Below are 14,069 nucleotides of genomic sequence, written 5' to 3'. Positions count from 1 at the left end.
GAAGGACACCTACCTGCTGCTAACAGAGACTGTGTCCTTCATTTTTTTCATTTTTCCTTTAATACTGATTTAATCGCTTTTTCAATCTCCGCGTATCCTGTACAGCGGCAAATATTGGACCTCAACCACTCTTTAATTGTTTGATCACATGCATCCGGGTGCTGCTTAATTAAGGAATGACAATTCATGATGAACCCAGGTGTACAATAGCCGCACTGAAACGCAAAATTATCAACAAAGGCCTTCTGGATCGATGCATTCTTTAATCCTTCAATACTGGTAATCTTTTTTCCAACAGCCTCCACAGCCAACATTAAGCATGATTTCATCGGCCAGCCATCAACATTTACGGTGCATGCACCACAATCCCCATTTAAACAGCCCGGTTTAGCTCCTGTCAGCCCAAGTCTGCTTCTGATAACAAATAATAAGGTGTCAGCAGACCGTACTATTACAGGGTGATCTTCCCCATTAATATGAATAACAATCGAATGGGATCCCAATCAAGCCACTCCTCTCTTCTAGTTCTCCCGTCAAACCGTCGCCCCATCAAGTTCGAATATTACATCTTCAAATAAATGTCGTAAAACAAATAAACGGTATTCACTTGACCCTTCGATATCACTTAAAATGGGTTCGGGTAAGCCCGATAAAGCACGAGTAATACGCTCAGAAACGGGCAATGAACGGTTATTTAACGAGCTTTCTATTTTTTCCGAGCGAAATGGAAATGGACAGAGACCACTCACTGCCACACGGATTTGGCCATCAATTTTTAATGCATTAATTGTAATTAAAGGATACCCGGTATCCCATTGCTGTCTCCGCTTGATGCTGATAAACGGGGCTTCAATATACCTTTTCTCTGTCGCTAATTGAATTAGAAATTCACCCCTGTTTAATTGCAGCTGTTTTTGAAAAATATCATTCAGGGAAGCTACTTTTACTCCTTCAGGACCAACGCTGACCGCTTGACTATCCGCTAATAAAAATGGCAGTACTGTCTCTCGGTAAAAAATTTGTGCGCAAATATTGCCGCCAAGCGTAATTTTCCCCCGCGCCGTATGGTCTGCCACTTCGCTGGCTGTTTTCGTTAATAAGGGAAATGGATCTGCTTCCTCAATTTGCGTAAGGGTTAGGGAACTTCCCAGAACAAGATAATCCCCATCCATCTCCATAACATGAGATTCTGCCAATCCCTTTAGATCAATAACGGCTTCCGTATAAACAAGATCAATTCTTCCAAGGGTTATTAATTCAGTCCCGCCGGAGATAAACATCGGTTGTTTTCCCTGCTGGTCCAAATATTGGTATAAATCCACTGCTTCCCTTACCGATGTTGGTCTATAGTAATCAAAGTCAAATGGAATCATCACTGTGTCCCCCCTTTGTCTTCCAGATTAGCTCCGGAATCAGAGGTAAATGATGAAGAGATACTCCGGCTGCGATGGAGAGGGCATTCCCAAGTGCACCAGGCATTCCCATTAAACCATGCTCCCCAACACCGCGAGCCCCATATGGTCCATCAAGCTGCGGGGTTTCAACAAAACCGACTAAGAATTCGGGGTTTTCTCCATAGTGCAACGGTCGGTACGTTCTAAGCTGTGGATTCAATACCCTGCCAAGTTCATCAAAATAAAATGTCTCCCTGCCGGCAAAAGCGAGACCCATGCTCATCGCCCCCATCACCTGGCCTTCTGCCGCTTTTTCATTCATGACCTTTCCGATATCAACTACAGTTGCAGCTTTTACAAGACGGTAAGTAAAGTTCCTTCGGTCAAACTCTACTTCCACTCCATAGGCTGCCACGGTCCATTCCGGCCCTGGCTTTCCTGCGCCAGTTTCCGGATCAATCGTTGTGAGATGCCGTAAAATATAATTCCCCTTACCGATGATTTGTCCGCCAATCGCATTTCCATTCGGATATTTATAACCATAGCCAACGTCTTTAAATTCAAGTCCAATGGAAGGATCATCCCGGAGAAAAACCCGGCTGTTTGCCACTTCAAGGTCCTCAATTGGTGCTCTTAAAACACAGGCTGCCACTTCCTTTAACTGGCGAATGACATCATCTGCTGCTTCTAAGACAGCCCTCCCTCCCATAAACGTTCCCCTGCTTGCAACGGTTTTCCAATGCTCGGGTGTTGTTTGGGTATCGACTTCCATTCGTACGTGAACTTTGTTTACGTCCATATTCAATCGCTCTGCAAGAATTTGCGCCAGAATCGTCTTTGTCCCTGTTCCAATTTCAACGACACCGGACATTAAATTAACGCTTCCATCTTTATTAAAGGTTATAATTGCACCAGAAGGAGCATCCGAATCGACAGTAGATGTCTTCCAACTGCAACTTACTCCCTTTACACGTACATAGCGGTCATCAATCTCTTTAATAGCTCCCTCCTCCCAGTTGAAAATTCCTCTTAATCTCTCAATACATTTCTGTAAGTTTCCTACATTACTTTTATTTAATAGAACCCTAGAAGGAGTTGTGTTTCCCGGCTTGATTGCATTCTTATAGCGAAGCTCTAGCGGGTCCATCCTTAATTTTTGGGAAAGTAAATCCATTGTTCTTTCAATCGCAAACGAAATCTCAGAATGGCTGAAACCTCTAAATGGTGAAGCATATGGATGATTCGTATACATACAGTAGGAGTCACACCAAACATTTTCGACATGGTATGGTCCCGTACAATCCACGGCCCCTGATCTTGAAACATCGATGGCTTTATCGGAATAGGCCCCGCCATCCCACCAATAGCCTATTTCCATTACTTTTATATTCCCGCTTCGGTCAGCACCAATTTTAACCTTTGCATCTAATCCAATATGACAGGGAGACGTGAGGATATCCTCTTCTCTGTCATTCAATACCTTGACCGGTCTTCCGCCCACTGCCTTTGAGGCTAAATATGCAAACACTTCAAGCTGGACTGGTGCCTTGCCGCCATAAGCTCCACCAACAAAAGGAGTATGAACAACAATTTTCCCCATATCCTCACCAAAGTAGTCAGAAATAAGTCTTTTGACCATGAAAGGGGCCTGCGATGAAGTGGTAATGTTAATGATGCCATCGGGCAGAATCTCGCAAATCGCACATCTTGTTTCCATTGCTACATGATCCGATGGTGAAAAGGAAAAACTAGCCTCGACTGTTGTTTCACTTTCTTCCCAGCCCTTCTCCATGCTGCCCTTGCGGATTTTATAATGAGTAGCAATATTGGTGCCCGGAACCGGGAAGGATACCTCATCCTTTTTATATTCACCTAACAGTGGGTGTAGAAGGGGAGCATTTTTTTGAAAAGCCTGTGTCGGCGAATTGACTACCGGAAGTAATTCATATTGAACCTTTACCCGACCTGCTGCTTTTTTTGCCTGTGGTGCGGTATCCGCAACTACAAGGACCACGGGCTCTCCATGGTAACGCACCCTTTCATTAGCGATTGGCGGGCGGTCACGTACGCTTTCTCCGATTAGAGGAAGATTTGCACTTCCTTTTACAATGGCCCTAACCCCTGGCATTTTTTCTGCTTCTGTTGTATCAATGGACACGATTCGCGCATGCCCATATGGACTGATGACCATTTTACAGGAAAGCATTTTGACTGATTGGTGGTCATGCGTGTAGCGAGCCCTTCCTGTCACTTTTTCCTGTGCTTCCTTACGTATGACACTTTTCCCAATAATCTCCAATACTGTTTCCCTCCTAACAGCACAAAAATTCCTACCCTATTTATATTCATGCTTTATATCATCCTAGAAGGTTAATTTTTAACTTTGTGAACGCATAATCTTTTAAAAACATCCTTTGTTAGGAGCGGTTGGTGTGAAATTAACCAAATTTATAGACCCTTTGCCAATTCCACCCGTACTAAAGCCAAAATGGAAATCAGCAGATTACACGTATTATGAGGTAAAAATGGAGGAGGTAAAACAAAGTCTGCATAGCCAAATTCCTCATACACCCATATGGGGATATGAAGGATTATACCCTGGTCCCACCTTTGAAGTGGAAACTGGTGAAAGGGTCTTTGTGAAATGGATGAACAATCTTCCTGAAAAGCATCTCTTTCCAATCGACCATACGGTTCACGGCGCAGAAAAGGTTAAACCAGATGTTCGCACTGTTGTTCATCTACATGGGGGCAGGACAGAACCGGAGAGTGATGGCTATCCAGATGCATGGTTTACAAAGGGATTTGAAAAAAAAGGTCCCTTTTTCACGAAAAAAATTTATGAATATGGGAACCTGCAAAGTGCAAGGGCACTTTGGTATCACGACCATGCAATTGGGATTACCCGATTAAATATTTATGCCGGGTTAGCAGGATTTTATCTCATCCGCGATCCGCGTGAACGATCACTAAATCTCCCTAGCGGAAAGTTTGAAATTCCCTTACTGCTTCAGGACCGTTCCTTTTATGAAGATGGTTCCTTATTTTATCCTGAACAATCATCAGAACATCCGACTGAATTTACGCCCTCCATAATTTCTTCCTTTTTTGGGGATACCATTGTTGTTAATGGGAAGGTCTGGCCCTTTCTTGAAGTGGAGCCAAGAAAATATCGACTTCGCTTATTAAATGGAGCAAATGCGAGGTTTTTTCATTTGTTTCTCAACTCGGGACAACCGTTCTTTCAGATTGGCACAGACAGCGGTCTTTTGGAGCGGCCCAATAGAGTTCAGTCACTTCTGCTCGCCCCGGCTGAGCGGGCTGATGTGATCGTTGATTTTTCCAAGTTGAATGGAAAGTCCATCCTTATGAAAAATGATGCACGTACACATTTCCCAATTGGAGATCCCGTGGACCCTGGCACCACTGGGACGGTGATGCAGTTCCGTGTAACAAAACCACTTTCAAGCATGGATACAAGTGTGATTCCACCCTTTATGGAAACAATTCATCGTCTACCGGAGTCTACTGCCCATAAGCAAAGGTTTTTACAATTGAGCGAAGAAAAAGATCAGTTTGGCAGGTCGCTATTTTTATTAGATCAAAAAAAATGGGATGATCCGATTTCCGAAAATCCTCAGGTTGGGACAAATGAGATTTGGTGCTTTGTGAATACAAATGGGGATGATCATCCTATTCACGTCCATCTTGTTCAATTTCAAATTTTAGACCGACTGCCTTTTGATGTGAAACATTATAAAAACACGAGGAGAATTAGATACACTGGTTTACCCGTAGCCCCTGATTCGGGAGAAAGGGGCTGGAAGGATACCGTGAAATGCCCACCTGGTCACATAACAAGAATTATTATTCCATTTTTCCCTTTTACAGGCCGATATGTATGGCACTGCCATATGCTTGAGCATGAAGACTATGAAATGATGAGGCCATATTGGATTCTCCCGCCATATTAGTTTTCTTTTAATAAGGCCGCAGTTTGATTGAATAACGCGATGAAGTATTGCTGGTTTTCCAGTTCCTTTGCAATTGAAACATGCAGGTACTCACTCGGCGGACTACGGTCTGCCGAAGTTTTCTGAAATAAAGGAGCCAAGGCTTTCACTTGGTCACCCCAGACTTTTTGATTCTCAGCTGTCATACTTCCGGATCTAGCCCATGCCATCAAGATTTCCACACTCTGAGCTAAATATGAATAACCCTTTGTTAAGGAGTAAATCCTTTGCTGGTCGAGAGCCAGCTCTTTGATACTTTTACTTGCATATGGATTGTATTTAAGACTTTCTTGGGCATTCTGAATCATTTGCTTTGATTGATGAAGTTCTTCGAGAAGTTGATTTATTTCTATTTGGAGTTGTCCCCCCGCATTCTGATCAAGCCCATGATGAATCCAATCGGAAACCTTGGTAAAGGTGGCTGTTAAATGTTCTGTAAGCTGTATAAGATTTTTTTTTGATTGCTTTGTAAAATTCGGAGGATAGACAAGCATATGGATTATCACAGCTATCATTGCACCAATTAATGTATCTCGAAAACGATCGATTGGATAATCCCCCGCTCTCTGCCCGACGACAAAAACTAGCAATATCGTTAAAGCGACCTGATGGATCGCCGTTTCATCACTTTTCAACCATTTGGCAATGAAGCATCCGATAAGGATTAGAATCCCTATCGTCCAACTTGTTACATTGATATAGGGTGCTGCCAAAACGGTAACGGAAATCCCGATAATGGTTCCTGCCATTCGATGATAGGAGAATCGAATCGAACGATTAATGGTTGCCTGCATACAAAGAATCACCGAAATCGGGGCAAAATAGGGATGATGCGACCCAGCAATTTGCGCAATTTGCCAAGAAATTGTGCTTGCTACGGCCATTTTCCAAATGAGAAGGGGTTTATTTTGTTTATGTTCAAATGACGGGCTCCCCATATCTTCTCTACCTCACCTTTTGTTAATTACATTTAATCATTATCCTTCCCGCAATGATTTCAAGGTATCCAGTGATAATCTTGTCTAGACACTGGTTCGTTAGGAAATGCTAGGGTTAGAAACTTTATGGGTATGGTGAATTAAATGGGGTTAGTATATTTTTTATTAATAACTTGGTTTGCATTAAGTTTTTTCTTGCTAATGAAAAAAAGTCTTTCAAATACTATTAATATCCTCACCTTTCTGTCTTTTCAGATTGTTCATATTAATTTCTTTACAATTTTTACTTTTACTTTAAACCATTTAATTCCAAATACAAACCCAATGGCTTTTACCACTATTCTTCTTTTTCGTGATCTATCTCTTCCGATTTTTCTCCTCATCTACGTAAATCTGTTTTTCTCATTTAAAATGAAATGGGCTAAAGTAGGCATTACTGCTGCAATCTTTTTAACAATCCAAGCTGCCGAAAATTTATTTTTGCAGCTGGGATATTTTCATTATCGTCATTGGTCCCATTTCCGAGAAGCTTTATTTAATATTAGTTTAATACTTATCTGCCTCCTATTTGCGTACCTGTTTAGGAAAATATTTTCAAAGGAGAAAAATTTGAATGATCATCTATCAAATTTATGATCGTCACTTTAATATTAACGAATATTTTATTCTGTTCATGATACTTGGGGGCTTTAGTTTGGTATATTTCATGCCAAAAATAATGCCGATGTCTGCAATGCTATTCTGTCTTCTATTCGGACCATTTTTTGGAATGTTCTTTGACCATTCCATTGCTGTTCCACCACTTGATTTTTATGATGTTGGCGATGTATCAGACTATGAATTTTTTGATATTTTGTCCTATATGATGTATTGTCCTTTTGGATACCTCTTTATTTATTTCTTTGAAAAATTTAAAGTTAGCGGACTACTGTGTATGGTATATATTTTGGCGTGGACCGTTGGTGCCATAGCGCTTGAATGGCTGTGTGTAAAAATCGGAATTTTTCATTATAAAAATGGCTACGGGTTACGTTATTCCATTTGTGTTTACGTATTTGTTGAAAGCCTATTAGTTATCGTCTATCATTATTTTTTTAGAAAAAGAGTTTATCGCTAAGATTATGTTTATCGAAACACCTAGAAATTCGTTTGCAAAGGGAATGAACACATGAAGAAAAATCGCGCCTTATTTTTAACGGCGGTCGCTTCTGGTACCATGCTGAACCCGTTAAATTCATCAATGATTTCACTTGCCTTAACGAGCATCCAAAAGGATTTCCACCTTTCATTTACAACTGTTTCCTGGTTAATTTCATCCTTTTACCTTGCTAGTGCTGTTGCTCAACCTGTTACTGGAAAAATTGGTGATTTAATTGGCCGTAAGAAGACCTTTATCACGGGATTGTTTCTTGTTGCCATATCAGCTTTTACAGCACCGTTTTCCACAACCTTTCTAATGTTATTGTTCATGCGTCTGATTCAATCGATTGGCAGCAGTGCTATTTATCCTTCTGGGGTATCGTTGATTCGGGACAATATTAAAGATAGACAAGCTTCAGCATTATCGGTTCTTTCTATTTTTGCTTCCGCTATGACAGCACTAGGTCCAACGCTTGGAGGATTTTTGATTGTATGGGGAGACTGGCCGGCGATTTTTTGGGTAAATGTCCCCTTCCTCCTTATTAGTTTGCTACTAGGATGGTATATGTTCCCAAAGGATCCTCCACGAGAGAGAGAAAGTATGAAAGAGTTTCTTTCTCATCTTGATTTATTAGGGATCGCTTTTTTTGCGGGCGGAATGGTCTTCCTTTTATGGTTTTTGTTATCATTTGAATCAAAAATTCATTATCTATCCGGAGTCGCAGGGTTAATATTTTTCTTATTATTTGTTTGGCGGGAGTTACATGTGAAGGTGCCATTTATTGATGTACGGATTTTTAAAACACATCGCCAGCTTTCATGGGTTTATCTGCAGTTTATCGTGTTAAATATCTTTTTTTATTGTTTATTTTTCGGTCTCCCCCTTTATTTCCAGGATGCCATGCATTTTGGTGTGGAAAAAAGCGGTTTGTTTATGCTGTTTATGTCTGGGATGAGTATTATTATTTCACCCATCACCGGTAAATGGATTGATAAGTCGGGGGTTAAGCAGCCGATTATATTTGGTGCGCTGCTATCTGTTTTAGGTGCTATTATTTTGTCTCTTTTCTTTATCAAGGCAGCCAATTGGTGGCAAATTGGGTTGATTTTGGCAATAATGGGTTTGAGTTATGGGATTGGAAATGTTGTTTTGCAAGTGGCGATGTTGAAAGAAAGTCCGAAAGAAATGCTTGGGACCACTTCAGGTTTATTTCAAACCTGCCGATATTTGGGCTCGATTTTATCTTCAATAGTTCTGGGATTAATTTTTGGGTCCGAGGTTTCGTCGGAGAACATGGAAATACTTGGGGGCGTGTTGATTGGAATTGGTGTGGTTAGTTTCATGATGAGTTTGTGGTTTACCGGTGTTAAGAAGAAGAGAGTTAATGTAGGGCTTGGGTAGGGTGCAGGCTTGTTCGTTTAGTGTTTTTGTCAGTTCCCATGCAGGTGATTTTCTGCCATTTGGTGGGCATCGAGACCCGTGTTAGTTCCCGTGCTGCCAATTTTTCAGACCCAAAAAGCACTATCAATTATTACCTTGCTTATTGTCCGCCTCAAACGGACAATAAACCCGTTTTGTCCACGAACGGTGCCTGTCACCGCATTATGTCACCGCAATAGTTTTTTGATATGTTCTTTTGGGGTCCAGCAGTTGAATTTGTAGTGGGTTTTGGTTTCGTAGCGTAGCCGGCTGCAGTAATAGTGCATGTTTTTTTCTTTTTTCTCTGCCTTAAAATGCTGGCATGTGGCACAGCAATGGTAATCTTTCATAATATTCTCCACCTTTAATTTAAAACTTACATTTCCAAAACTATTAAAGTTTCCTTCATAGTTTGTTCATAAATTTTCGTTAAGATAAAAACAGGTTCAGGACGAACCTACACCGCTCCCCTTTTAATATAGATTTGTATTGTCAAGCCCGGCAGGCATTTGCCGGGTCATTTTTTTGCCCAACAAACTATAACTTTCGTTCCATATAAAGATCCCGATTTTCAATCGTCTTAAACCCATATTGTGCATACAGTCCGTGGGCATCATTAGTAGCCAACATTAATTTCGCAGCGTCCTTTAAATCAGACTGTTCCGTAATGATTTCCATCAGCCATTTGGATAACTCTCTACCGCGAAATTCATCAAGAATGAAAACATCCATGATCCAGCCAAACCTACAAAAATCACTGACTGCACGGGCAAAGCCGATCTGTTTAGCATTTCCTTGGGCTGGATTTCCCTCGTATACCCCAAAACAAATCGATGAATTCTCGATTGATTTTTTTACAACTTCAAGTTTAATTCCTGGTACCCAATAGGATTCCTCACTTAAAAAATGATGAACCACTGAGACATCAAGGTATTGTTTTTCCGTACAAATAAAAAAACCATCTTTTTTCCAAATTGACATGTTTATCACCTTTCAGAAAAACCATTTCATTTATGGGTATACGAACCCCGTTCCCTGTCAATAACAATACCAATCAAGTAATAAAATGGGGTGGTCATAAATGAAAGGCATTTATTTTATAAATGAACAAATAAAAATAAATAATTTATCGAAGGAAGAAAGCTTTACCCTCCAAGAACAAAGCATTTTAAATCATATTCAAAGCAAAAGCATTCAAATTGTAAAATTAAATCCTAACCAAATCTATCAACATTATTCGATTCCTCATGCACTGCTTTATGATTTGAAAAAGAACAAAGCCCAATTGGATTGTTTGGTCTTCTATTCCCCAGAAGTGATGGAGGATTTTATTTACTCTTACCCGGCCAGGTGGCTTATTTTAAAAAGCTACTTCAAAAAAATCGTCACCTTAGAAGGAAAAAATAACGAGATATCGATTAAAAGCGTTATTTAAGTGTCTTAGCTTTCTTGCGGTAGACAATAACAAAGTTAATCAGAAAGATAACTAATATATAAAAGCCATATAAACCAAAGGATAAGAGCTTATTGCTGCTTAGCGTTGCACCAACAAACGATAACAACAATATATTCGGGATCTTACCGATGGTTGAAGCGGTAAAGAATATGAGCCAATTTACTTTACTAAGACCACAAATAATATTTACAACCGGTGCTGGAATAATTGGAACTAATCGGCAGGCTAAAATGGCAAGAAAGGAATTGCGATTGAGAAATTTCTCATATTCCTGAAACTTAGGATATTTCAAGAGCTTTTCCTGGGCATAATCCCTAAATCCATATCTGGTGATAAAAAAGAAAACTATTGTTCCAGCCATGGCTCCTATTAAAGAGATAAACATACCTTGGGCTGTCCCAAATATTGCCCCAATCATTCCGGCTAACACAGGAAATGGAATCAGCGGGAAAAAGACACAAATTGCTACTAAAAGCATACTGATAAAAATCGAAACTGTCCCGCCTTGCTTTATCAAGTGGACAAGGTCATCTTTCTGCAAGTAGCCGAGTACAATAATCAAAATTAATACACTAATACTGACTAGTCTTTTTAGCATCTATTTCTCCTCGGTTAAAATTTTTATTCTTAGCTATACTACATATTCATTATTTTAATAGAAGAATCCTTCTTCTAACATTAAGACTTTTCAAATGCATAAAACGGCCTTTTATCGTTCGATAAAAGACCTTCCTCGTTTTCTATCAAAATGCTGTTTTTGCACCTAAATATCTAGGCTTCCAATAGGTATTATTCATATCACTAACCGTAACCCCAGATGATGAGGTTGCACTGATAAATTGGTTGTTGCCCAAATAGATTCCAACATGAGTAGGGCCTGGTGCATACGTTTCAAAAAATACTAAATCACCTGGCTGCGGGGCGCTGATTGTTTTTAATCCAGACCATTGTGTCGCAGCAGTTCTTGGGATCGTTATCCCAACTTTATTAAATACATAGCTACTAAATCCGCTGCAATCAAAACCGGTTGGAGTACTTCCCCCCCATAAATATGGAGTTCCAATATATTTTTTTGCCTCAGTCATTACGGACTGTGCCCTCGTTTCTACCGAAGGAGCCATAGCAGTCGTTCCCTTTACCTTTAAAGTTTGTCCCACATAAATGGTATCAGAAGTTAACCCATTCAAACTTTTCAATGCTGCAACCGTTGTATTGAAAGCGGTAGCAATTTTCCAAAGCGTATCTCCAGATTTTACCGTATAGGTAGAATTAGTGACAGCAGTAGTCTCTATTTGAGCTGAAAGTAATAGCTTCTGATTTACATAGATAGTATTAGTAGAAAGGTGGTTCAAGGTTATTAGATTACTAACCGTTACATTGTTAGCTTGCGAAATCTTCCAAAGTGTGTCGCCAGATTTAACAGTGTATACATTTTCTTCTGCACTAGCCGAACCTCCAAATGCTGTAAATAATAATCCGGCAGCAGCAAAAGCTGTTAAAAGTTGTTTTTTCATGGTGGCACTCCTCTTTATTTATTGTTACTACCATCATAATAGAAGATGTAATGTTGGAAATAGCCGTAAAATTTGGAGGGATTGGCTATCTATTCCTATATTGGTAGAGAAAGCACTTAATGTAACAATCATTAGAACCAATTCCAACCTTTATCATAATTGGATTCAGGGCTGTTTTCTTCATAGAACCCCAATGGATTGTAACATTCTTGTAATATATTTTTAATAGTTTAAAAGGGAGAATAGACAAATATCTGTAAAAAGGATTTAGAAATATTGTAACAAACCATCCATTCACAACTGAAAGACAAATTTATAATAAAACTTGAGAGATAATTCTTACAAAATACATAGAATTTTGGTGATAAAGATGCATGGTTTTGAGAAAGGACATCCATCAAGTAATGGCCATCCTTATGGTTTAGGTAAAATCATTGATTACAATCAAAATCCGTTTATTGTGATTTGGGAGGTAACACGGGCATGCCAACTTAAATGTGTCCATTGCCGGGCAGATGCCCAACTGACACCAGACACCAGGGAGCTGACCCATGAGGAAGGCCTTAACCTGATTGATCAAATCTTTGAACTGGATAACCCAATGCTTGTATTTACTGGCGGGGATTGTATGATGCGTGAGGATCTTTTTGAGTTTGCTGATTATGCAGTTAAAAAAGGGATGCGTGTCTCAATGACTCCCAGCGCCACTGCAAACGTTACAAAGGAACGCATGGAGCGAGCAAAAGCGGTCGGTCTTTCCCGCTGGGGCTTTAGTTTGGATGGCCCGACACCCGAAATTCATGATCATTTCCGCGGAACACCAGGATCCTTTCAATTAACGTTTGAAAAAATAAACTACTTAAATGAACTTAACATGCCGCTTCAAATTAATACGGTCATTTCCCGTTACAATTATGATTCATTAGAAAAAATGGCCAAGCTTGTCGGAGAATTAAAAGCAGTGATGTGGTATATTTTCTTACTCGTTCCAACCGGCAGGGGCCAGTTAGATGCTTGCATTACTCCCGCAGAGCACGAAAAAGTTTTCCGTTGGCTATATGAGTTAAGCAAAACGGCACCGTATGATATTAAAACAACTGCTGCCCAGCACTACCGACGTGTCGTACTTCAGCAAAAAGCACGTGAGCACCTCATTACAAACGGCGAAATTTGTTACGAAAATTCGATAACCACCGACTTTGCTTCGATGCACGACGGCCTGAAACGAGCTCCTAAAGGGGTGAATGATGGTAATGGCTTTCTTTTCGTTTCCCATATTGGGGATGTCATGCCGAGCGGATTGCTGCCAATTGTCGGTGGGAATGTTCGCAAGACGCCTCTTGCGGATATTTACCGTGATTCAAAAATATTTAAAGAACTAAGGCAGCCGGACAACTATCAAGGGAAATGTGGTGTATGTGAATATAACAAGGTTTGCGGCGGTTCCCGCTCGAGAACCTATGCCGTAACAGGGGACTATATGGAGAGTGAGCCTTACTGTGTTTACATTCCACAGGCACTTAGAAATCAAGCACCAATAACCGTTTAAAGGGAAATCGGGGCATCCTCTGAGCAAGGATGCCTTTTTTAATGAAGGAATTGATCATTTCGTTTATCAATATATAAGGAACCGTCCTTTTGTAATTCCGCATAAAAGACTTCAGAAAGAATTGTTCCGGCTCGTGTTAATTGCTCATCTACCCAATTTCTGTCTATATTTAATTGCTGTAAATTCTCTTCAATTACCTTGCCATCTGTAATTATCTGCATTGGTATCGGTGCTTGTTGTTGTTGTTTGACCTGAAATGGCAGTTGTTCCTGCTTCAATGGCTGTTTCGCTTCCTTAAGCATTACCGATAATTCCCCACTTGTTTCGAAAATGGCATAATCAACATCTTGAAAAGAAAATACATCTTTTTTACGAAGAAGCATCTGTAACTGATTTATATCCAAGCTCGATTTTTTTAAAGCCTTTTCTAATACCTTCCCTTGTTTTATGAGAATGATCGGTTCCCCTTCAACTATCTTTCGAAACTTTCTAAACTTTAGATCAACAATACCTACCAATACCGTTAACCCGGTCCAAGTTAAAAGGCTGACAATTCCTGTTGAAACTTTAATACTTGAATCAATGGTCATAGAACCGGCCACCGCACCAATCGAGATACCTGTAATGTAATTAAAAAAGGTCATT

At 40.1% G+C, this 14,069-nt stretch carries 13 protein-coding genes; 5 read left to right on the top strand and 8 right to left on the bottom strand.

The annotated features are described in order from the left end of the window. Window positions 1-47: 47 nt before the first annotated feature. The 3 genes from RCG21_RS13480 to RCG21_RS13470 are packed head-to-tail and all read right to left on the bottom strand — an operon-like array spanning window position 48 to window position 3,693. Window positions 48-503 (bottom strand): (2Fe-2S)-binding protein, encoded by a 456-nt coding sequence (locus RCG21_RS13480; protein ID WP_133333552.1) that lies wholly within the window; start codon window positions 501-503, stop codon window positions 48-50. Window positions 504-533: 30 nt separating this feature from the next. Beyond that, entirely contained in the window at window positions 534-1,373 is an 840-nt protein-coding gene (locus RCG21_RS13475) for an FAD binding domain-containing protein (protein WP_133333553.1), read from the bottom strand. Next, window positions 1,360-3,693, bottom strand: a complete 2,334-nt coding sequence (locus RCG21_RS13470) for a xanthine dehydrogenase family protein molybdopterin-binding subunit (RefSeq protein WP_133333554.1) — start codon at window positions 3,691-3,693, stop codon at window positions 1,360-1,362. The genes RCG21_RS13475 and RCG21_RS13470 overlap by 14 nt, the downstream gene beginning before the upstream one ends. A gap of 133 nt (window positions 3,694-3,826) precedes the next feature. Here RCG21_RS13470 and RCG21_RS13465 point away from each other — a divergent pair, with 133 nt between their 5' ends. Further along, the gene (locus RCG21_RS13465; protein ID WP_133333555.1) at window positions 3,827-5,368 is read left to right on the top strand and encodes a multicopper oxidase family protein; all 1,542 of its coding nucleotides are present in this window, start codon (window positions 3,827-3,829) and stop codon (window positions 5,366-5,368) included. Here RCG21_RS13465 and RCG21_RS13460 read toward each other — a convergent pair. Continuing rightward, window positions 5,365-6,345, bottom strand: coding sequence for an FUSC family protein (locus tag RCG21_RS13460; protein ID WP_133333556.1), 981 nt, complete (start codon window positions 6,343-6,345; stop codon window positions 5,365-5,367). The genes RCG21_RS13465 and RCG21_RS13460 overlap by 4 nt on opposite strands. 613 nt (window positions 6,346-6,958) lie before the next feature. On the opposite strand from RCG21_RS13460, the gene RCG21_RS13455 reads away from it, so the two are divergent. After that, on the top strand, window positions 6,959-7,462 hold the full coding sequence (locus RCG21_RS13455) for a hypothetical protein (RefSeq protein ID WP_133333557.1): 504 nt from the start codon (window positions 6,959-6,961) through the stop codon (window positions 7,460-7,462). A 51-nt stretch (window positions 7,463-7,513) separates the two neighbouring features. After that, window positions 7,514-8,887 carry an MFS transporter gene (locus RCG21_RS13450; RefSeq protein ID WP_133333558.1) on the top strand — a complete coding sequence of 458 codons (1,374 nt, stop codon included), beginning with the start codon at window positions 7,514-7,516 and terminating at the stop codon, window positions 8,885-8,887. Between the two features lie 555 nt (window positions 8,888-9,442). On the opposite strand, the gene RCG21_RS13445 is transcribed toward RCG21_RS13450, so the two are convergent. Beyond that, the gene (locus tag RCG21_RS13445; RefSeq protein ID WP_133333559.1) at window positions 9,443-9,886 is read right to left on the bottom strand and encodes a GNAT family N-acetyltransferase; all 444 of its coding nucleotides are present in this window, start codon (window positions 9,884-9,886) and stop codon (window positions 9,443-9,445) included. 100 nt (window positions 9,887-9,986) lie between these two features. Between RCG21_RS13445 and RCG21_RS13440 the strand changes: the two genes are divergently transcribed. After that, a complete protein-coding gene (locus tag RCG21_RS13440) occupies window positions 9,987-10,340 on the top strand; it encodes a hypothetical protein (protein WP_133333560.1) in 354 nt (117 codons plus the stop codon). Here RCG21_RS13440 and RCG21_RS13435 read toward each other — a convergent pair. Together RCG21_RS13435 and RCG21_RS13430 are read right to left on the bottom strand one after the other, a co-directional pair. Next, window positions 10,333-10,959, bottom strand: a complete 627-nt coding sequence (locus RCG21_RS13435) for a TVP38/TMEM64 family protein (RefSeq protein ID WP_133333561.1) — start codon at window positions 10,957-10,959, stop codon at window positions 10,333-10,335. The two genes, RCG21_RS13440 and RCG21_RS13435, sit on opposite strands and share 8 nt — an antisense overlap. 145 nt (window positions 10,960-11,104) lie before the next feature. After that, window positions 11,105-11,875 (bottom strand): C40 family peptidase, encoded by a 771-nt coding sequence (locus RCG21_RS13430; RefSeq protein ID WP_133333562.1) that lies wholly within the window; start codon window positions 11,873-11,875, stop codon window positions 11,105-11,107. A gap of 370 nt (window positions 11,876-12,245) precedes the next feature. Here RCG21_RS13430 and RCG21_RS13425 point away from each other — a divergent pair, with 370 nt between their 5' ends. Then, a complete protein-coding gene (locus RCG21_RS13425) occupies window positions 12,246-13,424 on the top strand; it encodes a TIGR04053 family radical SAM/SPASM domain-containing protein (RefSeq protein ID WP_133333563.1) in 1,179 nt (392 codons plus the stop codon). A gap of 38 nt (window positions 13,425-13,462) precedes the next feature. On the opposite strand, the gene RCG21_RS13420 is transcribed toward RCG21_RS13425, so the two are convergent. Beyond that, entirely contained in the window at window positions 13,463-14,068 is a 606-nt protein-coding gene (locus tag RCG21_RS13420) for a DUF421 domain-containing protein (protein WP_308913264.1), read from the bottom strand. Window position 14,069 lies beyond the last annotated feature (1 nt).

Source organism: Bacillus salipaludis, assembly GCF_030938565.1.
Taxonomy (GTDB): Bacteria; Bacillota; Bacilli; order Bacillales; family Cytobacillaceae; genus Neobacillus; species Neobacillus salipaludis_A.
This window is presented reverse-complemented; position numbering and strand designations above follow the sequence as displayed.